Source organism: Sphingosinicella microcystinivorans (genome assembly GCF_027941835.1).
GTDB lineage: Bacteria > Pseudomonadota > Alphaproteobacteria > Sphingomonadales > Sphingomonadaceae > Sphingosinicella.
Map to the genome: position 1 here is coordinate 3,449,612 of NZ_CP116005.1, position 23,932 is coordinate 3,473,543.

The following is a 23,932-nucleotide window of genomic DNA, read 5'->3' on the forward strand; positions in this document are numbered from 1 at the left end:
GGCAGCGTTATGTTAGAGCCCCCCGACTTTCTTCAGTTTCGGACAGGATCTTCATGGGCGCAAGCGCCAAAACCCCGGTCGTCACCCGCTTCGCGCCGAGCCCGACCGGCTTCCTCCACATCGGCGGCGCGCGCACGGCGCTGTTCAACCTGCTGTACGCGAAAGCGACCGGCGGCACGTTCAAGCTGCGGATCGAGGACACCGACAAGGCGCGCTCCACGAAGGAGGCCATCGACGCGATCATCGACGGGCTGTCGTGGCTGGACTTCGGGTGGGACGGCGAGATCGTCTACCAGTCGGAGCGGGAGGCGCGGCACGCGGAGGTCGCGCGCGGGCTGCTGGAAAGCGGCGGCGCCTACAAGTGCTTCGCGACGCCCGAGGAACTGGAGCAGATGCGCGAGACGGCGCGCGCCGAGAAGCGCCCGATGCGCTACGACGGGCGCTGGCGCGACCGCGACCCCGCCGAGGCGCCCGAGGGCGCGCCCTACGTGATCCGCCTGAAGGCGCCGCAGGAGGGCGAAGTCACCATAAACGACGCCGTGCAGGGCGCGGTGACGGTGAAGAACGCCGAGCTCGACGACTTCGTGCTGCTGCGCTCGGACGGCACGCCGACCTACATGCTCGCCGTCGTCGTCGACGACCACGACATGGGCATCACGCACGTGATCCGCGGCGACGACCACCTCAACAACGCCTTCCGCCAGCTCGCGCTGATCCGCGCGCTCGGTTGGCCGGAGCCGACCTACGCGCACGTGCCGCTGATCCACGGCTCGGACGGCGCGAAGCTCTCGAAGCGGCACGGCGCGCTCGGCGTCGACGCGTACCGCGACATGGGATTCCTGCCCGAAGCGCTGGAAAACTACCTGCTGCGGCTCGGCTGGGGGCACGGCGACCAGGAGTTCTTCACGCGGGAGGAAGCGGCAGCCGTCTTCACGCTGGAAGGCATCGGCCGCAACCCGGCGCGACTCGACTTCAAGAAGCTGGAGAACGTCAACGGCCACTACCTGAGGATCGCGGACGACGCCCGTCTCGCGGGGCTGATCGAGCGCCGGATCGCGGCCATGCTGGCCCGCGACCTGACCCGCGACGAGGAGGCGTTGCTGCTCCGCACAATGCCGCATCTGAAGGTAAGAGCGAAAGATTTGAATGAGTTGGCTGCATCCAGCGCATTTCTGTTTCGGCAGCGCCCAATAACACTCGACGAAAAGGCGGAAGGGTTGCTAGACAGCGCCGGCAGGGGGCGCCTCGCGGCGCTGCGGGAGGTCGTCGCCGGGGTCGGCGAATGGTCGGCCGCAGCCATCGAAGACGCCGTGCGGGTTTTCGCCGAGCGTGAGCAGACCGGGCTCGGCAAGTTCGCGCAGCCCCTGCGCGCGGCGCTGACGGGAACGACGACATCGCCGGGCATATTCGAGGTTCTGGAAGTGCTGGGGCGCGAGGAAAGCCTCGGCAGGATAGACGATCAGGTTGGCAAGACGGCCTAGGAAGACCGCCAACGAATAAAGAGAAGGGTGAGCGAGCCATGAGCAACACGACTGCGAAGCTGGATCTGGGCGGCAAGGCCAGCGACTACCCGGTGCTTTCGGGTTCGGTCGGGCCGGATGTCGTCGACATCCGCAAGCTCTACGGCAACACCGGCGCGTTCACCTACGACCCCGGCTTCACCTCCACCGCCTCGTGCGAATCGAAGATCACCTACATCGACGGCGACCAGGGCATCCTGCTGCACCGCGGCTACCCGATCGACCAGCTCGCCGAGAAATCGAGCTTCATGGAGGTCGCCTACCTGCTGCTGCGCGGCGAGCTGCCGAACCCGGACGAATACGACGAGTTCGTGCGCACGATCACGCGCCATACGATGGTGCACGAGCAGCTCGCGACCTTCTACCGCGGCTTCCGCCGCGATGCGCACCCGATGGCGATCATGTGCGGCGTCGTCGGCGCCCTCTCCGCCTTCTACCACGACTCGACGGACATCAACGATCCCATGCAGCGGCGCATCGCCAGCCACCGCATGATCGCCAAGATGCCGACCATCGCGGCGATGGCGTACAAGTATTCGGTCGGCCAGCCGTTCCTCTACCCGGACAACAGCCTCTCCTACACGGGCAACTTCCTGCGCATGACCTTCGGCGTGCCGGCGGAGACCTATGAGGTCGATCCCGTGATCGAGGCGGCGATGGACAAGATCTTCATCCTGCACGCCGACCACGAGCAGAACGCCTCGACCTCGACGGTGCGCCTCGCGGGCTCGTCGGGCGCCAATCCGTTCGCCTGCATCGCGGCGGGCATCGCCTGCCTGTGGGGCCCGGCGCACGGCGGCGCCAACGAGGCCGCGCTCGAGATGCTGCGCGAGATCGGCACGCCCGACAAGATCCCGGAATACATTAGGCGCGCCAAGGACAAGGACGATCCGTTCCGCCTGATGGGCTTCGGCCACCGCGTCTACAAGAACTACGATCCGCGCGCGAAGGTGATGCAGAGGACGGCGAACGAGGTGCTCGACAAGCTCGGCGTCGACGACCCGATCTTCGACGTGGCGCGCGAGTTGGAGCAGATCGCGCTCAGCGACCCGTACTTCATCGAGAAGAAGCTCTACCCGAACGTCGACTTCTACTCGGGCGTCATCCTCTCGGCGATCGGCTTCCCGACCTCGATGTTCACCGTGCTGTTCGCGCTCGCCCGCACCGTGGGCTGGATCGCGCAGTGGAACGAGATGATCGAGGACCCGGCGCAGAAGATCGGCCGCCCGCGCCAGCTCTACACCGGCGCGACGCAGCGCGACTACGTGGAGATCACGAACCGCTGAGAACGCGGCTCCTGTACCGAAACGAACGGGCGCCCTCGGGCGCCCGTTTCCGTTTCAACATCATGCCTTTGGTCAGTCCGCGGCGGGCAGCGTGAGCGTGAAGCGGGCGCCCATGTCCTTGCGGCTTTCGAGGGTGAGGCCGCCGTCCATGAGCTCGGCGAGGCGGCGGGAGATGTGGAGGCCGAGGCCGGTGCCCTCTCCGCTCGCCACGTGGGGCGGCTTCGGGAGTTGCTCGAACTTCTCGAACACGCGGGCGTGGTCTTCGGGCGCGATGCCGGGGCCGGAGTCCCACACCGTGACGGCGACGTGGCCGGGAAGCGCCGTGGCCGGCTCCGCGCCGACGAAGCCGCCCTCGGGCGTGAACTTCACCGCGTTGGTGAGCAGGTTGACGAGAATCTGGAGCGTGCGGCGGCGGTCCCCGCGCGCGCGGAGCGGCGCATCGAGCGCGACCGCCTTGATGTCGATGCTGCGCGCCGACGCCTTCATCGCGACCATCGCGCGGGCCTGCTCGACGAGCGCGGCGAGGTCGAAATCCTCGGTTTCGAGGTCGATCTCGCCCGAATCGAGGCTGGAGATGTCGAGCAGGTCCTGAATGAGGCCGAGCAGGTGACGCCCGGCGTTGGCGATGTCGCCCGCATATTCGACGTACTGCGCCTTCAGCGGGCCGTGCACCTCGTGGTTCATCGCCTCGGCGAAGCCGATGATGGCGTTGAGCGGCGTGCGCAGCTCGTGGCTCATCGAGGAGAGGAAATTGGCCTTGGCGGTGCGGCCGAGCTCCGAGCGCATCCGCTCGATGAGCCGCGCGCTGTCCGGCACCACGGCCGCGACGCCGCGATAGCCGCAGCCGCCGTCCTTGGTGGGCACCGCGACACCCGCCAGCCGATAAAGCCGCGTCGCGCCGCCCTGCGTCGTCACCGACATCAGCTGGTCGCGGAAGCTGGAGCCGCGCGCCCGCGCCGTCTCATAGGGCACTTCGCCGTTCTCGCCGCGCAGCAGCGTGCCGATGGCGGTGAGCGGACGGCCGAGCAAGGCGCCCGCCGGCTGCCCGACGAGAAGCTCCAGCGCGCGCGAGATCGAGGTCAGCGAACCGCGGCTGTCCGTCTCCCAATACCAGTCGGAATTGACGCGAACGAGCTCGTCGCCCTGCCAGCCGGCAAGGGGATCGCGCTCGCGCTGCTCGACGGTGGTAGACGATTCCCGCATGATTCCCACGAATTTCAACTCGTTGCGGGCCTGTGTCGACACGGGCACGAAACGAACGTGAAAATGACGCGGATCGCCCAAAAGCTCAAGAGTGAAGCTTGCGGAAACCGATTCCCCCGCCGGGGCCAGCGCGGCGACGAGCCGGGCCGCGAGCTCGCCGGGCGCAAGCGCGGCGGCGCGCTCCAGCTCGGCATAGGCGGTATTGGCCTCGACGAGCGCGCCCGCGGACGAGCATTCGAACACGATCGCACCGGCGAGCGCCGGATCGGCGGCCGCGAGCGCATCGAGCGTGCTGCCACGATCGGGGCGGATGTCGCGCGGCTCGAACATGGCCGCTACGCGGCGCCCTCGTTCAGATCGTCGATCGCCTGCCGAAGCCCGGCGTCGAGCTGCCAGTACTGGAGCACGCGGCGGGCGGCGGCGACATCGAGATCGTCGTGAAGCCTGAGGATTTCCGCGAGCGCCGAGGGCGGACGCGCGCGGGCGGCGTTATTGAGCTCGCCGAGCACGAGCACGAGCGACGCCGTGGCGTCGCGGCTGACGTCAACCGCCTTCGCGAGCACGATGAAGCTCTCGCCCGCCGGATCGGTGACGATCCTCCACACCGTGTTGAAGGCGATCTTTGCGCGCGCGGCAAGCGCCGCGGTGAACAGGCTGAGCCGCCCCTGACGCAGCGTGCGGAGCAGGAAGCCGTCCGTCAGCTCGCCGAGCTCGCCGAGGCGGCGCGCGAGCTGGAGCGCGCGCGACTGCACGGACTGCGTGTCGTCGTGCTCCACCATCGCGCGCTTCGCCGCGCGCTCGATCATCGGATCGAGCACGGCCTGGTCGATGACGAAGCCCTTGAGGACATGGCGGCGGAGCGCGGCCGCCACCCACCAGCAGATCTCGTGCGCGAGATCGGCGGGGAGGTCGTTCTGCGTCAGCAGCGGCTGCTGGAACTGGCCGTTGCGCTTGCTCTCGGCGACCAGAAGCTCCATCGCGCGGCGCGACAGCACGGCATCCTCGGTGCGGATCAGGCCTTCGAGCACGTCGTCCTCGCTGCCCTTGAGGCCGCGCTCGGCGAGCGCCTCGGTCAGCGGCGGCGAGACGATCTCGCGCAGCGCGATCGCCATACGGTGCTCCTCGGCGCACTGGATGACGATGTCCATCAGCGCGGGATTGCGGACCACGCCGCTGCGTTCGAGCACGGGCCGCGCCACCTCGATGCTGTCGCTCGCGAGCCGGGCTTCGAGATCGGGCTGCGACGCGGGCGAGCGGGCGAGCGCTTCGACGAGGTGCCGGCGCACCTCCATCTCGACCGTGCCAAGCAGGCGCCCGAGCACATCCGTCATCAGCGCGCGCTGCTGATCGGTGAGGCGCTGCGCGGCGGGCAGGAACAGGTCGGTGATCGCGTCCGCAAGCTGCGCCCGCGCCGCGCCGGAACGGCCGGCGGCGAGACCCAGCAGCGCCTGAACGTCGATTGGCCGATCCAGCGGCAAGGCAACCCCTCTTTGGTGCGAACCCGTGTCTTTTCTCGGAACCGAACCTAGAAGGATGCGCCTAAAATTGGATTAACCCTGACTGGTTCCTAGAAGCGGGTGCGCCAGCCGATCTCGATCGCGGTCTTCGCATCGCGGACGCCCGGCGTGTTCGGCGCGTCGGTGTCGTAGCGGGCCTCGAGGCTGATGTCGCCGAACGCGGTGGGCAGCTCGGTGCCGATCTCGAAGGCGTTGTAGGTCTCCCGGCTCAGCGAGACGTTGTTGTTGCGGAAGTTGCCGGTCTTGTTGATGTCGACGCGGCGGTAGGTGCCGTAGAAGCGGCGGTTCTTCGCGTCGGTGATCGAGAGGCCCGCGGTCCAGAGTTCGCTGTCGCCGTCGAGGCTGTGGCCGAAAGCGCGGTCGCGATAGGTGAAGCCGTCGAAGTATATGAAATTGCTGTACATCGTGCCCGGATAGCGGGCCGAACCCATGAACTTCACGGCCAGCGTGTCGGACCATTCGCCAAGCACGGTCCAGCTTGCGCCGTTGCTGCCGATCGGACCCGAAAGCGTGAGGCCCGCCATGCGCGAGAACTTGTCGATGAGGACGTTGTCCTCGTCCTCGGCTTCCCATTCCGTGTAGGCCTGAACCGCCACGTTGCCGATCATGCGCGTGTAGCTGATGTCGAACCCGGCGATCTGGTTGCCGGGCTCGTTCACGGTGCCGGTGTTGTCGGCGTCGCCGATGCCGACGACGGCGTCGAAGATGGTGCCGAGCCCGCAGGGACGGTTCTTGCCGCAGAGTTGAAGCCCGCGGTTGAGGCCGATCTCCAGCCCCGGCGCAGGCTCGAAGGACAGGCGCATCCCGGCGATGGCCGGGTTGTCATAGTCCTCGCGCTTTTCGGTGGCGATGCCCGCGAAGATGTCGAGCCGCCACGGGCCGAACCAGCGCAGCACGGGGAAGTCGATCGGTTCGGGCACCAGCCGCTTGATGCCGACGCGCGGGATCGGGCGCGCGTTCGTGGAGAAAAGGAGCGCGCTGTCGTGGCCCGGCCCCCACCACGTGTCGACATAGCCGCCGTAAAGCGCCCAGTTGCCGACGGGGAGCGCCAGCGTCGCGGGCTCGAAATGGACGTCGCGGCCCTGCTGGCCGTCGCGCCAGCCGACGCCGTAGGAGACGTAGAGCTTGCCGACCTCGTGCTCGGCGCGGACGGTGACGTCGCCGTCCTCGCGGGCGGTGTCGCCGAAGTCGCGCACCACCGATGCCCGGTTGGTGGCGCGGGCGCGGACCTCGTAGCGGCTCTTCTGGTTGTCGCGCCCGGAAAGGATCGCGAGGCGGCGGACGGCGGCGCCGAGATGCGGCGGCAGCGCCTGCCCCTGCGCGCGCTCCAGCCCCTCGGCGACCTGCGCCCACGGCAGCGGCCACGCGTTGACGGGGCCGCGGATGAGCCCCGCGGCCTTCAGGAGCTCGACATCGCTGCGGACCTGACGGTCGCCGGCTTCGAGCCACGGCCCGGCGGCGGCGGGAGCCGCCGACAGCAAGACCGCAGCAACGGCAGCGCCAAGAGACCTCATGCAGCACCCTTCCCTTCCGCGCCGAGCCAGCGCTCGGCAATGCCGAGCGCCCGCGCGTCATCGACGTCGAGCCAAGCGCAATCTCCGGTTTCGACGGCGCGCGCAAGCCCCGAGGCGGCGAGCGCGGCGACGCCTTGCGACAGGCTGGGCGCGGAAAGCCCGGCGAGCGCGTCGAACAGCGGCCTTCCCACGGAAAAGACGCCGGTGTCGTAGCCGTTGAACGGGGCGAGGCCCTTGCCGATGGCGACGATGGCGTCGCCTTCGGTCCGCACGCGGGTGACGTCCTCCTCGTCGATCCAGTCGTGGCCGATGCGGCGGTCGACGCCGAGCAGCAGCGCGCCGTCATCGGCGGGAGCCTGTGCGACAGTGCGGTAGAGCACGGGATCGACGAGGTGGTCCGCCATCACCAGCAAGGCGCGCGCCTCGATGAAGGGCGCGGCCGCCAATGCCGAGACGCCGTTCGGGAGCGCGGGGTCTGCGACCGTCACGGTGCGGACGGCAAGCGGCAGGGTCCATCCGGCCAGCGCTGCGGCGACTTCTTCCGCGCGGTGCCCCAGCACGACCGTGACGTCATCGACGCCCGCCTCGGCGAGACGCAGCAGCGTGTGCAGCAGCAGCGGCCGCCCGGCGACGAGCGCGAGCGGCTTCGACGGCGCATGGCTGCTGAGCCGGCTGCCGAAACCGGCGGCAAGCACGATGGCCTGCACGGGCGCCGTGTCCTAGAGCGGGCTGCGTGATTCCGGAATCACGCAGCCCGCTCCACCTCTTCGTGGTCGCATCGTTCTTCGCGGAAAGCCGGTTCCCACTTTTCCGCACGATGCTCTAGTGCAGCTTGCCGCCGCCGGCGATGAACGCCTCCAGCGCGGCGAAGGCAAGGTCGTCGCTGGTCTGGCGCGGCGGGTGCTTGCAGAAATAGCTGGCGGCCGCGTCGATCGGCCCGGCGAGGCCGCGCTCCATCGCGAGCTTGGCGCAGCGGATCATGTCGATGGCGACGCCCGCCGAGTTGGGGCTGTCCTCGACCGACAGGCGCAGTTCGAGGTTCATCGGCACGCCGCCGAACAGTTGGCCTTCCATGCGCAGGAAACAGACCTTGTTGTCGTTCTGCCACGCCACGTAGTCGGACGGGCCGACGTGGATGTTCTCGTCGTCCATGCGGCGCTCGGCGACCGACTGCACGGCCTCCGTCTTCGACTCCTTCTTGGAGGCGAGGCGCGAGCGGTTCAGCATGTTGAGGAAGTCGGTGTTGCCGCCGGTGTTGAGCTGGTAGGTCCGGTCGAGCTTCACGCCGCGCTTCCTGAACAGGTCCGTGAGCACGCGGTGGACGATGGTGGCGCCGAACTGCGCCTTGATGTCGTCGCCGATGATCGGCAGGCCCGCATCCTTGAAGCGCTTCGCCCACACGGGATCGCTGGCGATGAACACCGGGATGTTGTTGACGAACGCGACCCCGGCTTCGAGCGCGCATTCGGCGTAGAACTCGGTGGCTTTCTGGCTGCCGACGGGCAGGTAGTTCATCAGCACGTCAGCGCGCGTCTCGCGCAGCACGCGGACGACCTCGTCCTTGTCGGTCTCCGCCGCGTCCGCCACGAGGAAGGTGCGATCCTCGGGGTAGTCGGCCATGTGCTCGCCGACGCCGTCGAGAACGCGGCCCATGCGGACGGTCGCGCCGGTTTCCGGCACGTGATCGCAGAACACCGTGGTGCAGTTCGGCTTCGCGAAGATCGCCTCGGCCATGTCGAGGCCGACCTTGCGGCTGTCAACATCCCATCCGGCGACGAAACGGATGTCCTTGGGGCGATAGCCGCCCAGATCCCAGTGAAGCAGGCCGATCTGCTCGTTCGCGCCGCCGTTCTGATAGTGGGCGACGCCCTGAACAAGCGAACTCGCACAATTGCCGACACCAACGACAGCCACTCTTACTTCATACATCGGAAAGATCCTGAGACGCGTCTACTGCGCGGTTGAAGACGATCACTTAGCGCTGCCAGCAGAATCGGGCAAGAATGTGTAGGCTGTCCTTGCGAAGTTTGCGGCGATCCGATCGCTGTTTGCGCTGCCATATTCCTGTAACCGAACGAAGAAGCGCGCCTGCATGACGAAGAAGGTGATCGTGCTGTACGCCGCGATCATCGCAAAGCCTGCATACCACGCGCCGAACGCCGCAAACGGCAAAAGGCTCCAGAAAAACGTGTTGCGGCGGCCCGCGACGAGACGGAACCGGCGCTCGAACGCGCCGGCATCGTCGATCTGCCTGCCGGTGAAGCGGCGGAAGAACTCGCCCTGCACGGCTTCCGCGAGCGCGAAACCCACGGTGATCGCGGCGAGCGGCCACGCGCCCCCGTGTCCGACCGAATTGAACCAGTATGCGAGCGCGGCGAACCAGCCGTACTCGACGACCTTGTCCGCGACATGTTCGAGATCGCCCCATTTCGAGAACTCGACGCGCGCGCGGGCGAGCTTGCCGTCGACGCCGTCGAGCGGCCCGATGACGAGCGCGAGGACGAGCCCCACCCAGAGATGGCCGAGCGCGAACGCCGCCATCGCGGCGAGCCCGAGCAGGAACACGCCCACCGAGATCATGTTCGGCGTCAGCGGCGTCGGCAGCAGCAGGCGGGTGAGCAGGTTCTCGACCGGCGGATGGATGAAGCGCGCCGGCCAGTCGAGGATGCCCTTCTGCGCCGCGGCCAGCGCCTCGGACGTCGCGGCGTCGGCGGATGCCGCATCGGCGGCGCGGCGCCATTGCAGCGGCACCTCGCGCCGCCGCGACGGGCAATAGGCCGGGATGCGCGCGACCTCGACGGGCGTGTGCGGCCCCTCCCCCAGCGCCGAGCGCACCAGCGTCGCCTGCATGTCCCAGTCGCCGAGGCGGCCCGCGACGCTGCGGACGAGGCGCCCCGGAAAGCGCGCGAGGCCCGCGAAGAACCGGTCGGAGGCGATCCGCTCCGCCGCGATCGGGCGCTCGTCCGCCTCAAGCCAGACGCCGAGCACCACGTCTCCGGATGCGCCCGCGACGGCGGCAATGGCGCGCTCGTCCGCAACCAGCCCCTCGTCGAGCGAGAGCACGTTGTCGTCGTCGCGGATCGCGCCGCGCACGCCGTCCCCGCCGTGCACGACCTCGATGCCGGGCGAGGCGCGGCGCGCGCGGTCGAGCGCGGCGGCGAGGCGCGGCGTCACGCGCTCCACCATGACGACGACGCGCTCGGCGCCCGCGCGGCGGCACTGGCGAATCTGCCGGTCCACCGAGGCGATTCCCGTGATGCCGAGCGCGGCCACGGGCTCTTCGGCCCCGGCGCTGAAGTGATGGGCATAGAGTAGCGCCACAAGCGCCATCGACGTCTCCGGATCTGACTGGATGGCGGACAATAGGGGCAAGCAAGCGGACTTGCCAACTCTCCCCGGAGAAGCGCACATCGCAGGCGATGCATTCCACGGTCGACACGGCGGGCGGCGGACGCCCGCGCGGCATAGAGGAGCCGCTGAACCTCGCGCTTGTTCACCCGGCGTCGCGGGCGCTGCTGCCGGTCGCCGTGCGGCTCCGCGTTCCGCCGAACGCCATTTCGATCGCCGGGATCGGCTTCGGCCTTGTCGCCGCGTGGGCCTATTTCCACTACGAACGCCCGGCGATGGCGCTCGCCGGATTCGCGGCGATGCTGGCGTGGCACGTCCTCGACGGGCTCGACGGCATGACGGCGCGCGCGACCGGGCGGACCAGCGATTTCGGGCGCTTCCTCGACGGCTTCTGCGACTACAGCGTGTTCATTCTCGTCTACGTGAGCCTCGCCGTCGCGGCGGGCCACGAAGCGGGGCTCGGCGTCAGCCTCGCGGCGGCGGCGCTCGCGGGCGCGGCGCACGTCGTGCAGGCCGCGTGGTACGAGCTTCAGCGCGAGGTGTTCATCCGGCGCAGCGCGGGCAAGCCCGGCTTCGCCGCCCGCGACGCCGTGGGCGGCTTCCTGGAGGTCGGCTACAACGCGCTTCAGGCGCGGCTGATGCCCGGCGCGCAGGCGCTCGACGCCGCGCTCGGCGCGGACCCGGCGCTGCGCGTCCGCTATGCCGAAACGCTGCGCCCGGTGCTGTCGGCCGCCGCGATCCTCGGCGCGACCGGGCGGACGCTCGCCATCTTCATCGCCTGCCTCGCAGGCAATCCGCTCTGGTACTGGCTGTGGGAGATCGTCGGGCTCAGCCTTGCGGCGCTCCTGATCGAGCGCGCCCGGCGGGTGCGCGAAGCGGCGCTCCTAGAAGGCTGAAAACCGCGCGATCTCGGCGTCGAGACGCGCGAGCAGCGCGCTGTCGCCCGGCGCCGAAAGCTCGGCGAGCAGCGCGATCGCGGCAATGGCTTCCGCACCGATGGCCTGCGCCGCGCCCTTCAGGCGGTGCGCCGCCGCCTTCCATCCGGCACGATCCCGCGCGGCGCGCAGATCGGCCGCATAGGCGGGGAGATTCGCGCGGAACTCCGACATCAGGTCGTCGAACAGCGCCGTGTCGCCGCCGGTGATCTCCAGCAGGCGGTGCGGCAGGAAAGCGGGGGCGGATTCGGGGTTCATGCGGCCATGTTCGGCGATCAATGTTAACAAACTGTCGACGAATCCCGATTGTCGGGCTGTCCTGTGCCCGAAGGCGATGATAGACAGAGGCGCGAGGGGTTATCACACACAGGTTTCGCGGGGGTCGTGCACCATGAATCCAGTCGGTCGGCGGTCGTTTCCGGAAAAGCTTCCGCCGGACCACGCATGGCAGCAGGCGTCCGCCGCACCCGACGCGGAGCCGGATACCGCGACGCCGATGAAGCGCCTGCGCCAGATGGACGACGAGGCCGCGGACGACCCCGTGCCGACCTTTTCGAGCCGCGTGCTGCTGGTCGCCTCGCTTGCCTCGCTCGCGTGGCTGGCGCTTGCCGCCGCGGTCGTCTGGCTGATCGCCGGTTCGGCGGGCATCGGCGCGCTGACGCTCACCGAATGGGCGGGCGTCGCGGGCGGCGTCGCCGCGCCGCTTTCGGCGATCTGGCTGATCGCGCTGGTCGCCGCGCGCGTGTGGCCGGGGCAGCAGCGGGAAATGCTGGCGCAGATCGAGGCCGCCGAGGAACGCTTCGCGCTCACCGCGCGCGAAACCCGCACGCAGCTTGAAAGCATCGACGCAGTGCTGGCGGCCGTGACCGCGCGCGTCGAGGGGCTGCGCAAGGTGTTCGCCGACGAGGTCGAGGGCTTCGTCACCGCCACCGACGCCGCCGTCCACCGCACGCGCACGCTCGCCGGAACGCTCGCCGAGGACCGCGCCGCGATCGACGCCAGCGCCGCCGCGCTCGCGGAAAGCGGCGACAAGGCCCGCGCCAGCTTCGATTCGCTCGCAAGCGCCCTCCCCGAAGCCGAGGCGCAGGTGAACCGCATCGCGGGCCTGCTCGCGACGAGCGCCACGGACGCGCGCACGCAGCTCCAGGAGACCGAGGACCTGCTCGCCGCGGTGTGGACGCGGAGCGAGGAAGCCGGGGCGCAGGCGAAGGCCGCGACCGAAAGCCTCACCGGCGTCATTTCCGCCATCGCCGCTTCCGCCGCGGACGCGGAGGGCCGTCTCGGCGCCTATGCGGCCGCGCTCGAGGCGAGCGGCGACGCCGCGCTCGCGAAGACCGGCGAGGCGCTGGAAGCGACGCGCGTCGGCGTCGAGGCGCAGACGGCGGCGCTCGCCGCCGCGATCTCGCGCACCTCGCTCGACCTCGAAGACATCGGCGGCCGCGCCATCGAGACCATCGCGGGGCGGATCACCGCCATCGCCGAGCATGTCTCCGAGCTGAGCAGGCGCATCGCCGAGCAGGACGCGGGCAGCCGCGGCTTCCTCGACACGGTGGAGCGCGGCTTCAGCGTGCTCGACGCCAAGCTCGGCAACGCCGCCAATTCGAGCGAGAGCGTGCTCGCCAGCCTCTCCGCGCGGATCGCGCAGGTGCGCGGCGAGATCGATTCGCTCGCCGCACCGCTCGGCACGACGCGCAGCGCGGCGAAGGAGATCGGCGACGCGCTCGGCGCGGTGCGCGCGGCGACCGAAGAGGCGCTCGCGTCGCTCGCCGAGGGCGTGCCGTCGGGGGCCGAAAAGGGCCTCGGCGCCATCGACGCGCTGCGCGGCTCGGTGGCGAACCTGTCGCAGGACATCGACCGCGTGTCCGAGCGCGCCGCCGCCATCAACACGCCGATCGCAGCGGGCCGCCGCGCCATCGACGAGCTGCTCGACGGGCTGGAGGACCAGCGCGAGAGCCTCGAGGCCGTGGTCGGCAAGGTGCGCGGCGAGATCGAGACGGCGCGGGGCATCCTCGCCGGCGTCGAGCAGTCGGCGGAAAGCACGGCGCTCAGCGCGACGACGCAACTGATCGACGCGCTCGGGCGCGTGCGCGAGGTCGCAGCGCAGACGGCGGGCACGGTGAAGAGCGCGCTCGAAGCGGTCGTCGACGAGGCGCGCGAGGCGCTGTCGAAAGCGTCGCGCGACGCCGTGCGCCAGAGCGCCATCGAGCCGGTGGAAACGCAGATCAAGGCGCTGGAAGCGGCGGGCGCGCGCAGCGCCGACGCCGCGCAGGCCGCCGCCGAGCGGCTGTCGCGCCAACTCGTGTCGGTCGCCGAGACGGCGGCCGCGATCGAGACGCGCGTCAACGAGGCGGACGCGCACCTCGACGCCGCGCTCAGGAAGGACATCGGCCGCCAGTCCGAGCTGCTCGTGGAAGCGCTCAACAGCGCCTCCATCGACATCGCCAAGGGGCTGTCGGCGGAAGTGACGGAAACGGCGTGGAAGCAGTACCTCGCCGGCGAGCGCGGCGTGTTCTCGCGCCGCGCCGTGCAGATCCTCGCGAACCGCGACGCCAAGGAGGTCGCGCGCCGCTACAGCGAGGACGCCGAGTTCCGCGACGGCGTGCGCCGCTACATCCACGACTTCGAGGCGATGCTCCGCCGCTTCAACGCCGACCGCGACGGCAACGCGCTCTCCATGACGTTGCTGTCGTCGGACCTCGGCAAGCTCTACGTGGCGCTGGCGCAGGCGACCGAACGCCTGCGCTGAGCCCTCAGCTGAGGCCCGGTTGCCAGGCCTTGAGCTGGTTGGTCGCGGTATGGACCTGCCAACCCTTGTAGAAAATCCAGCCGCCGAGCGCGATGAAGATCACGCCGATGAATATGGAAAGCAGCGGGATGCCGAGAAGAATCACGATGGCCGATAATATCAGCGGCATCGTGGTCGGCAGGTAATAATCCGCCCCGGTGGTGAGGTTCCTGAGCCCCACGGCTTCCAGCGTGCCGTTTTTCTCCGTACCCACGGCCGCGATGCGGTCGCCGTCGCTGATCGAAGGCAATTGCCGGGTCTTGAACGAAACGGGCTTCCCATCGAGGCGCAGGGTGAAGATCTGATTCTTGATCGCCTGCGGACCCGTCCGGCTATTGCCCCCGGTATAGGTGTAGTCCGAGCCCTGAGTGATATTGCTTGCCGTGCCCTGAATCAGTGTCGCCATATCTCACCTCCTGCCTGTCCGGAGGCTTATGGTTGCATCATTACGGACTTCAAACAACCGGTCCCGCGCGGCTATTCCGGCATGAAGTCGAGGTAGCCCGCCCGGGCGAGGAACCAGAAGCCGACCATCAGCACCGCCGAGATCAGCGTCGTCCAGAGCAGCTTCTTCGCCAGCATCGGACGCGCCGGGGCGCTGTCGGCCTGTCCCTTCACCTTGTCCTCGCCCGCCTCTTCGGCGGTGCGCACGCCGAAGGGGAGCACGGCGAACAGCGTGACCGTCCAGATCAGGAGGTAGACGGCGAGTATCGAGCCCCAGCCCATCAGCCCTTGATCCTCGTGACCGTGACCTCGGTGATCGGCTTCTTGCCCGTCCAGTCGCGCGCCTTGCGGCGGACGGCGACGCGGATCGCCTCGGCGAGCGCGTCTTCATTGCTTCCGCGCGCCTTTGCCGCTGCCTCGCTCGCGGCAGTGACGCAGTCGTCGATGAACTCGTCGCGGTCGTCCTCGACCGGAACGCCGTGCGACTGCACCTGCGGCGGCGCGAGCAGCCGGCCCTTGCCGTCGAGGACGACGAACACGGCGATGAGGCCGTTGTGCATCATGCGGCGGCGGGCGAGCATGGTGGCGCCGTCCGCGGGGAGGATGACGTCGCCGTCGAGGACGAGACGGCCGACGGGCTCGTGGCTGATGATCTGCGGCTTCCCCGGCGCGAGGCGGATGGCGCTGCCGTTCACGGGCACGACCGCCTCCGGCACGCCGACGCGGCGGGCGAGGCGCGCGTGCTCCTCCATGTGGCGGCGCTCGCCGTGGACGGGGATGGAGATTTGCGGGCAGATCCAGCCGTACATCGCTTCCAGCTCCGGGATGCCGGGGTGGCCGGAGACGTGGACGTGCGCCTGACGATCCGTGATGATCTCGACGCCCGCGGCAGCAAGCGCGTTCTGCACGCGGCCGATGGCGATCTCGTTGCCGGGAATCTGCTTCGAGGAATAGACGACGAGGTCGCCGCGTTCGAGCTTGATGTGAGAATGCTCGCCCTCGGCGATGCGGGAAAGCGCGGCGCGCGCCTCGCCCTGCGCGCCGGTGGAGACGATGAGCAGCTTGTCGCGCGGGAGGTTCATCGCCTCCTCCTGCGACACGGTGGGCGGGAAATCGGTGAGGTAGCCGACGCTTTTCGAGACTTCGAGGATGCGGTCGAGCGAACGGCCGACCACGCAGATGCGGCGGCCCGTGTCCTTCGCGACCTCGCCGAGCGTGTGCAGGCGCGCGGCGTTCGAGGCGAAGGTGGTGACGAGCACCCTGCCCTTGTGCCCGGCGATCACCTTGTCCAGCCCCTCGCGCACGCCCGTCTCGCTGCCGGACGCCTCCGGGTTGAAGACGTTGGTGGAATCGCCGACGAGCGCGAGGATGCCCTCGTCGCCGAGCGCGGTCAGCTCCTCGGCGGTGGACGGCACGCCGAGCACGGGCGCCTCGTCCAGCTTCCAGTCGCCGGTGTGGAAAATCTTGCCGTAGGGCGTTTCGATGAGGAGCGCGTTGCCTTCGGGGATCGAGTGCGCGAGCGGCACGTAGCGGCACTTGAACGGGCCGAGGTTCACCTCACCTTCCAGCGGCACGACGTTCAGCTCGACGTCGCGCTCGATGCCCTCCTCGATCAGCTTCTTGCGGATGAGGCCGGCGGTGAACGGCGTGGCGTAGAGCGGCACGTCGAAGTCGCCGACGAGATAGGGAATCGCGCCGATGTGGTCCTCGTGCCCGTGCGTGAGCACGATGCCGAGCAGGTCCTTCTGCCGGTCCTCGATGAACGACAGGTCGGGGAGCACCAGCTCGATGCCCGGCAGGTTGGGGTCGGCGAAGGTCATGCCGAGATCGACCATGATCCACTTGCCGTTGCAGCCGTAGAGATTGACGTTCATGCCGATCTCGCCGGAGCCGCCGAGCGGCAGGAAGATCAGTTCTTTTCCAGGCTTCAAAGCCTGTTCCTTTCATCAATAATCGTAAGGCCGCGCACCGTGAGATCGACGTCCACGACATCGATCACGCTAGTGTAGGGCTCGAACAGAACGGCGAGCCCGCCGGTCGCCAGAACCTTCATCGGCCCCGTGGCCTCCGCCTTGAGGCGGGCGACCAGTCCCTCGATCATCGCGAGATAACCGAAGAAGATGCCCGATTGCATCGCGGACACCGTATCGTAGCCTTTCGCCTTGCCGCCCTTCGGCGGCGCGACGGCAACGCGCGGCAATTGCGCGGCGGCGACATAGAGCGCCTCCGCCGACAGGTTGATGCCGGGCGCGATGATGCCGCCCGTATAGGCATTGCCGACGAAGATGTCGAATGTCGTCGCGGTGCCGAAGTCGATGATGATGAAATCGCCTTCGTGGCGGGCGCCCACCGCCACGCAATTGACGAGACGGTCCACGCCGACCTGCTCCGGATGCGCGACCTCGATGCCGACGCCGAGGTCGAGATCCTTGGTGACGACCAGCGGATCGATGCCGAACCCCCGCCGCGCCATGCGTTCGAGATTGAACAGCGTGGTGGGAACCACGGTGGACATCACCACGCGGTGGACCTTGCGGCGGTCGACGCCGTCGATCTCCATGAGCTGGGTGAGCCAGACCATGTATTCGTCCGAGGTCCGCGACGCCTGCGTGGAAATCCGCCAGCGGTGCACGATCTCGCCGTGGTCCACCACTGCGAACATCGTATTGGTGTTGCCGACATCAATCGCGAGCAGCATCAGGCCCGATCCCCCAATGTGAACACTTCGCCCGCGTGAATGGGGCGTAAAGCCCCGTCCGGCAAGCGCAGAAGCAGCGCGCCGTCCGCCGCCAGTCCTTCGAACGTCCCGCCGAGATCGGCGTTCCCGAGGCGCGCGACGATGGGCTTGCCGATCCCGGCGGCAGCGCCGAGCCAGTCCGCGCGCGTCGCGGCGAAGCCCTCCTCGCGCCAGCGGCGGCGGTGCGCGGCGAAAGCCTCGGCGAGCGTTTCGCACGCCTCGCGCGCGGACGGCGGCACGATGCCCGCCGCCGCAAGGCTCGTCGCCGGGCGCTCGGTGCCTTCCGGGAAATGCGCGAGGTTGAGACCGACGCCGACGATGACGCCCTCGGCGTGGCCTTCGAGCAGGATGCCCGCGAGCTTCACGCCGTCCAGCAGCAGGTCGTTCGGCCATTTGAGCGACAGGCGGTCCCGCGGCACCCAGCGGGCGACGGTGTCGAGCAGCGCGTTGGCGGCCACGAACGAGAGCTGCTGCGCCGCGCCCTCCCCCGGCTGCGGCACCGCGAAGGTGCTGGCGAAGAGGTTGCCGATCTCCGACGTCCACGCCCGCGCGCGGCGGCCTCGCCCCGCCGTCTGGCGATCGGCGCGGACCCACAGCCCGTCCTCCGGGTGCTCGGCGATCCAGTCGTTGGTGCTGCCGGTCTCGGCGAGATCGACGATGCGAACGCTCATCCGGTGACGATGATGCGCGCCGCCGCCGTCGCCCGCGCCACCAGCGGCGCGATGGCGAGCATCCCGACGGGCGAGCAGAACACCGCCGCCGCCGTCAGCACGATGCCGTTGACGCGGCTGTCACCGGGCGCGAGCGTGCCGACCGGCTCGTCGAAGTAGGCGAGCTTGACGATACGCAGGTAGTAATAGGCGCCGACCACGGACGTGACGACGCCGATCACCGCGAGCACGTACATCCCGGCGTCGATGGCGGCGTTGAACACGCTGAACTTCGGCCAGAAGCCGAGCATCGGCGGGATGCCGGCGAGGCTGAACATGAACACCGCGAGCGCGGCGGCAAGGCCGGGGCGTGTCTTCGAAAGACCGGCGAAGCGCGCGAGGTCGTCGACGGGCTTGTCGTCCTTGTCGCGGAGCGCCAGCACGACGAGGAACGAGCCGACCGTCATCGCCGCATAGATGCCCATGTAGAAGAGGACGCCCGCGACGCCCGCCTCGGTGCCCGCGGCAAGGCCGATGAGCGCGAAGCCGACGTTGTTGATCGACGAATAGGCGAGCAGGCGCTTGATGCTGGTCTGCCCGATGGCGCCGACCGCGCCGAGAATCATCGAGGCGACCGCCGCGAACGCGACGATCTGGCGCCACTCGTCGGCGAGGCCGCCGAAGCCCTCGATGGCGACGCGGACGAGGAGGCCCATCGCGGCCACTTTCGGGGCGGAGGCGAAGAAGGCGGCGACGGGCGTCGGCGCGCCCTCGTAGACGTCCGGCGTCCACATGTGGAACGGCACGGCGCTGATCTTGAAGGCGAGGCCTGCGAAGATGAAGACGAGGCCGAAGACGACGCCGATCGACGCCTGCCCTTCAAGCTGCGTGCCAAGCGCGACGAAGTTCGTGCTGCCGACGAAGCCGTAGATGAGGCTGATGCCGTAGAGCAGGATGCCGCTCGCCAGCGCGCCGAGCACGAAATACTTGAGGCCGGCCTCCGAGGACTTCGCCTCGTTGCGGTGGAAGGCGGCGAGCACGTAGGCGGCGAGGCTCTGGAGCTCGAGGCCGACGTAGAGCGACAGCAGGTCGTTCGCCGACACCATCATGCCCATGCCGAGCGCGCCGAGCATCAGCAGCACGGGGTATTCGAACTTGTCCGAATGGGCGCGGCGCAGATACGGGATCGCGATCACCGTGCAGACGGCGGCCGCGCCGTAGACGACCGTCTTCAGATAGTCCGAGAACAGGTCGGCGACGTAGAGCCCGTCGAAGGCGAAGGCGCGCGGCGCATCGTCGATCATGAACAGGCCGGCGACGGCGTAGATGGCGACGGCGAGCCACGACAAGAGGCCGAGGCTGCGGTCGCCCCGGAACGTGCCGATCATCAGCAGCGCCATCGCGCCGAGGGCGAGGACGATTTCCGGTGCGGCGATGCCGAGCGATTGCGCGAGCGGCTGCATCAGTGGGTCTCCGCCGTATGCGTTTCAGACTGGGGTGCGGCCCTGGCCGTCTTCACGGCCGCGACCGTCTGCTGGTGCGGCGCGGTCGGCTCCAGCCGGGCGACGATCGCCGCCACCGGCGCGCGCACGGGGTCGATGAACACGTTCGGCGCGACGCCCATCCACAGCACGAACACAGCGATGGGGACGAGGCAGAGCACCTCGCGGAAGGACAGGTCCGGCATCGCGCGCACCTCGTCCTTCGTCGCCGCGCCGAACATCACCTTGCGGTAGAGGTAGAGCATGTAGGCGGCGCCGAGGATGATGCCCGTGCAGATCACGGCGGTGGCGAAGGTGGACGTGCGGAACGCGCCGAGCATGACGAGGAACTCGCCGATGAAGCCGCTGGTGCCGGGAAGGCCGACCGAGGCCATCGTGAACAGCATGAACAGGATCGCGTAGCGCGGCATGACGGTGGCGACGCCGCCGTAGGCGTCGATGTCGCGCGTGTGCAGCCGGTCGTAGACGACGCCGACGCAAAGGAACAGCGCGCCCGAGACGAGGCCGTGGCTGAGCATCACGACGATCGAGCCCTCGAGCGCCTGCTGGTTGAAGCCGAACAGGCCCACGGTGACGAACGCCATGTGCGCGACCGACGAATAGGCGATCAGCTTCTTCATGTCGGCTTGCGCCAGCGCGACGAGCGAGGTGTAGACCACCGCGACCATCGAGAGCGCAAAGACGAGCCACATCAGCTCCGCCGAGGCCGCCGGGAACATCGGCAGCGAGAAGCGGATGAAGCCGTAGCCGCCCATCTTGAGGAGCACGCCGGCGAGGATCACCGAGCCCGCCGTCGGCGCCTGCACGTGCGCGTCCGGCAGCCACGTGTGCACCGGCCACATCGGCATCTTCACCGCGAAGCTCGCGAAGAAGGCGAGCCACAGCCATGTCTGCACTTGCGGATCAAAATCGTGGGTAAGCAGCGCGGGGATGTAGGTCGTGCCCGCGACGCGCGCCATGTAGAGCATGGCGAGCAGCATCAGCACCGAGCCGAGCAGCGTGTAGAGGAAGAACTTGTAGCTCGCGTAGATGCGGTCCTTGCCGCCCCAGATGCCGATGATCAGGTACATCGGGATGAGGCCGCCTTCGAAGAAGACGTAGAACAGGAACAGGTCGGTCGCCGCGAAGACGCCGATCATCAGCGATTCCATGAGCAGGAACGCCGCCATGTATTCCGGCACGCGCTTCCCGATCGAGGTCCACGAGGCGAGGATGCAGATCGGCATCAGGAACACGCTGAGCGCGATGAGCACGAGGCTGATGCCGTCGATGCCGAGCGACCACGAGAAGTACGGCTCGAACAGCGGCAGGCTCTCCGCGTACTGGAAGCTCGCCGAGCCGACATCGAAGCGTGCCCAGAGGACGATGCCGAGCACCAGCTCGGCGAGCGTGACGGCGAGCGCGCCCCAGCGCGCCGCGCGCGCCCGCGCATCCTCGTCGCCGGGGACGAACAGCAGCAGCGTCGCCGCCGCGAGCGGCAGCAGGATCATCAGGGAAAGGATCGGGAAGTCCATTATTCGCCGCCCAGCATCTTCGGGAGGAACCACGCTGCCGCGGCGGCGAGGCCGATCAGCATCACGAACGCATAGGTGTAGAGGTAGCCGGTCTGGAGCCGCCGGGCGACGCCGGAGCCGCTGACCACCAGGGCCGCGAGGCCGTTGGGGCCGAAGCGGTCGATGGTGCCCTCGTCGCCCTTCTTCCAGAGCATACGGCCGAGCCACTTCGCCGGGCGCACGAAGACCGCGTCGTACAGTTCGTCGAAGTACCACTTGTTGAACAGGAAGGCGTGGAGACCGCGGAACATCGCGACGAAGCGCGCAGGCGCGGCCGGATCGCGGATGTAGTTGTTCCACGCGACGGCGAGGCCGAGCAGCATCACCGCGGCGGGCGACAGCTTCACCCACAGCGGCACCTCGTGCGAGGCGTGCGCGAGGTGGGCGTCGAACGCCAGCGCGCCCTTCCAGAACGCCGCGCCGCCTTCCGCGTCGATGAACGCGTGGTGGAAGAGGAAGCCCGCGAACACCGCGCCGAGCGACAGGACGCCGAGCGGGATCAACATGCTCGCCGGGCTCTCGTGCGGATGATAGCCGAGCGTGCCGTCGTCGTGGGCGTGGTGATCGTCATGCGCATGGTCATGGCCGTGGTCGCCGTGCGCGGCGTGCCGGATATGCTCGCTCTCAGACCAGCGGGCCTTTCCGAAGAAGGTGAGGAACACCAGCCGCCACGAATAGAAGCTGGTGAGCAGCGCCGCGAAGACGCCGACCGCGAAGGCGACATAGCCGGACTGCGTTCCGGCAGCAAAGGCGCTCTCGATGATCGCGTCCTTCGAATAGAAGCCCGCGAAGCCGAACACGCCGATGATGCCGACGCCGGTGATGGCGAGCGTGCCGATGGTCATCGCCCAGAAGGTGAGCGGGATGTGCTTACGCAAGGCACCGTAGTAGCGCATGTCCTGCTCGTGGTGCATCGCGTGGATCACCGAACCGGCGCCGAGGAACAGCAGCGCTTTGAAGAAGGCGTGCGTGAACAGGTGGAACATCGCCGCGCCGTAGGCGCCGACTCCGGCAGCGAAGAACATGTAGCCGAGCTGCGAGCAGGTAGAATAGGCGATGACGCGCTTGATGTCGTGCTGCGTGGTGCCCACGGTCGCCGCGAACAGCGCCGTCGCCGCGCCCACGTAGGTGACGACGTTGAGCGCGATCTCGCTCGTCTCGAACAGCGGCGACAGGCGGCAGACCATGAACACACCCGCCGTCACCATCGTCGCGGCGTGGATGAGCGCGGAGACCGGCGTCGGGCCTTCCATCGCGTCCGGAAGCCACGTGTGGAGGCCGAGCTGCGCCGACTTGCCCATCGCGCCGATGAACAGCAGCAGGCAAAGCGCCGTCAGCGTATCGACCTGCGCGCCGAGGAATTCGAAGGTGGAGCCCTGATAGTCCGGCGCGGCCGCAAGGATCGCCGCGATGTCCGTGGTGCCGAACACCATGAACACGCCGAAGATGCCGAGCGAGAAGCCGAAGTCGCCCACGCGGTTCACGACGAACGCCTTGACGGCGGCCGCGTTCGCGGAGGGCTTGTGATACCAGAAGCCGATGAGCAGGTAGGACGCGAGGCCAACGCCTTCCCAGCCGAAGAACATCTGCACGAGGTTGTCCGCCGTCACCAGCATCAGCATCGCGAAGGTGAACAGCGACAGGTACGAGAAGAAGCGCGGCTGATCGGGGTCTTCCGCCATGTACCCCCACGAATAGAGGTGCACGAGCGCCGACACGGTGGTGACGACGACGAGCATGACGGCGGTGAGCGTGTCGAGCCGGAGCGACCATTCGACGACGAGGCCGCCCGAGCGGAACCATTCCATCACCGGCTGGCCCTCGACGGGCTGGCCCGACAGGACCGGGATGAAGATCGCCCACGACAACGCGCAGGCGACGAACAGGCCGCCCGTGGTGATCGCCTTGGCGGCGGTGTTGCCGATGGCGCGGTTGCCGAGGCCTGCGACGATCGCGGCCAGAAGCGGCAGGAAAACAATAGTGTGAAGCACGGCCCGCCCCTCAGCCCTTCATCATGTTGATGTCGTCGACGGCGATGGTGCCGCGGCCACGGAAATAGACGACGAGGATCGCAAGCCCGATCGCGGCCTCGCCCGCCGCGACGGTGAGCACGAACATCGCGAACACCTGCCCGACGAGATCGCCGAGGAACGCCGAGAACGCCACGAGGTTGATGTTCACCGCGAGCAGGATCAGCTCGATCGACATCAGGATGATGATGACGTTCTTGCGATTGAGGAAGATGCCGAGCACGCCGAGGACGAACAGGATCGCCGCGACGGTGAGATAGTGGGTGATGCCGATCATTTGAGTTTCACCCCCTCGCCCACCGGGACACTGACGACATCGACCGCCTCATCCGGACGGACGGCGTTCTGGCGCGCGATGCTCTGCTTCCTGACGCCGGTGCGCTGGCGGTGCGTCAGCACGATCGCGCCGATCATGGCGGTGAGCAGCACCATGCCCGCCGCCTGGAAGATGTAGACGTATTTCGTGTAGATGAGCGCGCCGAGCGCCTCGGTGTTGGTCACGTCGCCCGCAGCCGAAACCGGCGCCGCCGCAACCGCCTGCGCGCCCGCGCCGAGCTGCCACGCCGTGCCCGCGATCACCAGCTCGGCAAGCAGCACGCCCGCGAGCATCAGCCCGAACGGCATGTAGCGCGCGAAGCCGGAACGCAGCTCCGAGAAGTCGATGTCGAGCATCATCACGACGAACAGGAACAGCACCGCGACCGCGCCCACGTAGACGATGACGAGGATCATCGCGATGAACTCGGCGCCGAGCAGCAGGAACAGGCCCGCCGCGTTGAAGAACGCGAGGATCAGCCAGAGCACGCTGTGCACCGGGTTGCGGGCGAAGATCACCGCCGTTGCCGACAGGACGATAATGCCTGCGAGCATGTAGAAGATGATGGCCTCGATCACGGTTTCGCCTTGCC

General features: G+C 68.5%; 21 protein-coding genes. 4 read left to right on the forward strand and 17 right to left on the reverse strand.

Annotated elements, in window-relative coordinates; translation table 11 throughout:
- Window positions 1–53 precede the first annotated feature (53 nt).
- Together gltX and PE061_RS16550 are read left to right on the forward strand one after the other, a co-directional pair.
- A complete protein-coding gene (gene gltX, locus PE061_RS16545; protein ID WP_271256326.1) occupies window positions 54–1,481 on the forward strand; it encodes a glutamate--tRNA ligase in 1,428 nt (475 codons plus the stop codon).
- A gap of 38 nt (window positions 1,482–1,519) precedes the next feature.
- On the forward strand, window positions 1,520–2,806 hold the full coding sequence (locus tag PE061_RS16550) for a citrate synthase (protein WP_271256327.1): 1,287 nt from the start codon (window positions 1,520–1,522) through the stop codon (window positions 2,804–2,806).
- Between the two features lie 72 nt (window positions 2,807–2,878).
- On the opposite strand, the gene PE061_RS16555 is transcribed toward PE061_RS16550, so the two are convergent.
- The 6 genes from PE061_RS16555 to PE061_RS16580 form a co-directional block, all read right to left on the reverse strand.
- Entirely contained in the window at window positions 2,879–4,339 is a 1,461-nt protein-coding gene (locus PE061_RS16555) for a sensor histidine kinase (RefSeq protein ID WP_271256328.1), read from the reverse strand.
- 5 nt (window positions 4,340–4,344) lie between these two features.
- Window positions 4,345–5,487: a DUF2336 domain-containing protein gene (locus PE061_RS16560; RefSeq protein WP_271256329.1), complete on the reverse strand. Its 1,143-nt coding sequence runs from the start codon at window positions 5,485–5,487 to the stop codon at window positions 4,345–4,347.
- An 89-nt stretch (window positions 5,488–5,576) separates the two neighbouring features.
- Window positions 5,577–7,040 (reverse strand): capsule assembly Wzi family protein, encoded by a 1,464-nt coding sequence (locus tag PE061_RS16565; protein WP_271256330.1) that lies wholly within the window; start codon window positions 7,038–7,040, stop codon window positions 5,577–5,579.
- Entirely contained in the window at window positions 7,037–7,747 is a 711-nt protein-coding gene (locus PE061_RS16570; protein WP_271256331.1) for an NTP transferase domain-containing protein, read from the reverse strand. The genes PE061_RS16565 and PE061_RS16570 overlap by 4 nt, the downstream gene beginning before the upstream one ends.
- 115 nt (window positions 7,748–7,862) lie before the next feature.
- A complete protein-coding gene (locus tag PE061_RS16575; protein WP_271256332.1) occupies window positions 7,863–8,969 on the reverse strand; it encodes an inositol-3-phosphate synthase in 1,107 nt (368 codons plus the stop codon).
- 42 nt (window positions 8,970–9,011) lie between these two features.
- A complete protein-coding gene (locus PE061_RS16580) occupies window positions 9,012–10,370 on the reverse strand; it encodes a CDP-alcohol phosphatidyltransferase family protein (RefSeq protein ID WP_271256333.1) in 1,359 nt (452 codons plus the stop codon).
- Window positions 10,371–10,459: 89 nt separating this feature from the next.
- Between PE061_RS16580 and PE061_RS16585 the strand changes: the two genes are divergently transcribed.
- Window positions 10,460–11,284, forward strand: coding sequence for a CDP-alcohol phosphatidyltransferase family protein (locus tag PE061_RS16585; RefSeq protein ID WP_271256334.1), 825 nt, complete (start codon window positions 10,460–10,462; stop codon window positions 11,282–11,284).
- On the opposite strand, the gene PE061_RS16590 is transcribed toward PE061_RS16585, so the two are convergent.
- On the reverse strand, window positions 11,273–11,581 hold the full coding sequence (locus PE061_RS16590) for an Hpt domain-containing protein (RefSeq protein WP_271256335.1): 309 nt from the start codon (window positions 11,579–11,581) through the stop codon (window positions 11,273–11,275). The genes PE061_RS16585 and PE061_RS16590 overlap by 12 nt on opposite strands.
- Before the next feature lie 133 nt (window positions 11,582–11,714).
- On the opposite strand from PE061_RS16590, the gene PE061_RS16595 reads away from it, so the two are divergent.
- On the forward strand, window positions 11,715–14,069 hold the full coding sequence (locus PE061_RS16595; protein ID WP_271256336.1) for a hypothetical protein: 2,355 nt from the start codon (window positions 11,715–11,717) through the stop codon (window positions 14,067–14,069).
- A gap of 4 nt (window positions 14,070–14,073) precedes the next feature.
- Here the strand turns inward: PE061_RS16595 and PE061_RS16600 are convergent, their stop codons facing one another.
- The 10 genes from PE061_RS16600 to PE061_RS16645 all read right to left on the reverse strand — a co-directional run bounded on the left by PE061_RS16600 (window position 14,074) and on the right by PE061_RS16645 (window position 23,918).
- A complete protein-coding gene (locus PE061_RS16600) occupies window positions 14,074–14,514 on the reverse strand; it encodes a hypothetical protein (protein ID WP_271256337.1) in 441 nt (146 codons plus the stop codon).
- Window positions 14,515–14,585: 71 nt separating this feature from the next.
- Complete coding sequence (locus PE061_RS16605; RefSeq protein ID WP_271256338.1) at window positions 14,586–14,834, reverse strand: DUF1467 family protein; 249 nt, start codon at window positions 14,832–14,834, stop codon at window positions 14,586–14,588.
- On the reverse strand, window positions 14,834–16,483 hold the full coding sequence (locus PE061_RS16610; RefSeq protein ID WP_271256339.1) for a ribonuclease J: 1,650 nt from the start codon (window positions 16,481–16,483) through the stop codon (window positions 14,834–14,836). Before PE061_RS16610 ends, PE061_RS16605 begins: the two co-directional genes overlap by 1 nt.
- Window positions 16,480–17,250, reverse strand: a complete 771-nt coding sequence (locus PE061_RS16615; RefSeq protein ID WP_271256340.1) for a type III pantothenate kinase — start codon at window positions 17,248–17,250, stop codon at window positions 16,480–16,482. The genes PE061_RS16610 and PE061_RS16615 overlap by 4 nt, the downstream gene beginning before the upstream one ends.
- Window positions 17,250–17,960, reverse strand: a complete 711-nt coding sequence (locus PE061_RS16620; protein ID WP_271256341.1) for a biotin--[acetyl-CoA-carboxylase] ligase — start codon at window positions 17,958–17,960, stop codon at window positions 17,250–17,252. The genes PE061_RS16615 and PE061_RS16620 overlap by 1 nt, the downstream gene beginning before the upstream one ends.
- Entirely contained in the window at window positions 17,957–19,402 is a 1,446-nt protein-coding gene (gene nuoN, locus PE061_RS16625) for an NADH-quinone oxidoreductase subunit NuoN (RefSeq protein ID WP_271256342.1), read from the reverse strand. Before nuoN ends, PE061_RS16620 begins: the two co-directional genes overlap by 4 nt.
- A complete protein-coding gene (locus PE061_RS16630; protein ID WP_271256343.1) occupies window positions 19,402–20,955 on the reverse strand; it encodes an NADH-quinone oxidoreductase subunit M in 1,554 nt (517 codons plus the stop codon). The genes nuoN and PE061_RS16630 overlap by 1 nt, the downstream gene beginning before the upstream one ends.
- Window positions 20,955–22,985 (reverse strand): NADH-quinone oxidoreductase subunit L, encoded by a 2,031-nt coding sequence (gene nuoL, locus PE061_RS16635; protein ID WP_271256344.1) that lies wholly within the window; start codon window positions 22,983–22,985, stop codon window positions 20,955–20,957. Before nuoL ends, PE061_RS16630 begins: the two co-directional genes overlap by 1 nt.
- A gap of 10 nt (window positions 22,986–22,995) precedes the next feature.
- Window positions 22,996–23,301: an NADH-quinone oxidoreductase subunit NuoK gene (gene nuoK / locus PE061_RS16640; RefSeq protein WP_271256345.1), complete on the reverse strand. Its 306-nt coding sequence runs from the start codon at window positions 23,299–23,301 to the stop codon at window positions 22,996–22,998.
- Complete coding sequence (locus PE061_RS16645) at window positions 23,298–23,918, reverse strand: NADH-quinone oxidoreductase subunit J (RefSeq protein WP_271256346.1); 621 nt, start codon at window positions 23,916–23,918, stop codon at window positions 23,298–23,300. The genes nuoK and PE061_RS16645 overlap by 4 nt, the downstream gene beginning before the upstream one ends.
- Between the last annotated feature and the right edge of the window lie 14 nt (window positions 23,919–23,932).

Excerpts from the sequence above, each read along its gene's own strand:
- PE061_RS16550 (WP_271256327.1), top strand. The coding sequence starts at position 1,520 with ATGAGCAACACGACTGCGAAGCTGGATCTGGGCGGCAAGGCCAGCGAC.
- PE061_RS16575 (WP_271256332.1), bottom strand. The coding sequence starts at position 8,969 with ATGTATGAAGTAAGAGTGGCTGTCGTTGGTGTCGGCAATTGTGCGAGT.
- PE061_RS16630 (WP_271256343.1), bottom strand. The coding sequence starts at position 20,955 with ATGGACTTCCCGATCCTTTCCCTGATGATCCTGCTGCCGCTCGCGGCG.
- nuoK (WP_271256345.1), bottom strand. The coding sequence starts at position 23,301 with ATGATCGGCATCACCCACTATCTCACCGTCGCGGCGATCCTGTTCGTC.
- PE061_RS16565 (WP_271256330.1), bottom strand. The coding sequence starts at position 7,040 with ATGAGGTCTCTTGGCGCTGCCGTTGCTGCGGTCTTGCTGTCGGCGGCT.
- PE061_RS16620 (WP_271256341.1), bottom strand. The coding sequence starts at position 17,960 with ATGAGCGTTCGCATCGTCGATCTCGCCGAGACCGGCAGCACCAACGAC.
- PE061_RS16585 (WP_271256334.1), top strand. The coding sequence starts at position 10,460 with ATGCATTCCACGGTCGACACGGCGGGCGGCGGACGCCCGCGCGGCATA.
- PE061_RS16600 (WP_271256337.1), bottom strand. The coding sequence starts at position 14,514 with ATGGCGACACTGATTCAGGGCACGGCAAGCAATATCACTCAGGGCTCG.
- PE061_RS16615 (WP_271256340.1), bottom strand. The coding sequence starts at position 17,250 with ATGCTGCTCGCGATTGATGTCGGCAACACCAATACGATGTTCGCAGTG.
- PE061_RS16605 (WP_271256338.1), bottom strand. The coding sequence starts at position 14,834 with ATGGGCTGGGGCTCGATACTCGCCGTCTACCTCCTGATCTGGACGGTC.
- nuoN (WP_271256342.1), bottom strand. The coding sequence starts at position 19,402 with ATGCAGCCGCTCGCGCAATCGCTCGGCATCGCCGCACCGGAAATCGTC.
- PE061_RS16580 (WP_271256333.1), bottom strand. The coding sequence starts at position 10,370 with ATGGCGCTTGTGGCGCTACTCTATGCCCATCACTTCAGCGCCGGGGCC.
- PE061_RS16595 (WP_271256336.1), top strand. The coding sequence starts at position 11,715 with ATGAATCCAGTCGGTCGGCGGTCGTTTCCGGAAAAGCTTCCGCCGGAC.
- gltX (WP_271256326.1), top strand. The coding sequence starts at position 54 with ATGGGCGCAAGCGCCAAAACCCCGGTCGTCACCCGCTTCGCGCCGAGC.
- PE061_RS16590 (WP_271256335.1), bottom strand. The coding sequence starts at position 11,581 with ATGAACCCCGAATCCGCCCCCGCTTTCCTGCCGCACCGCCTGCTGGAG.
- PE061_RS16555 (WP_271256328.1), bottom strand. The coding sequence starts at position 4,339 with ATGTTCGAGCCGCGCGACATCCGCCCCGATCGTGGCAGCACGCTCGAT.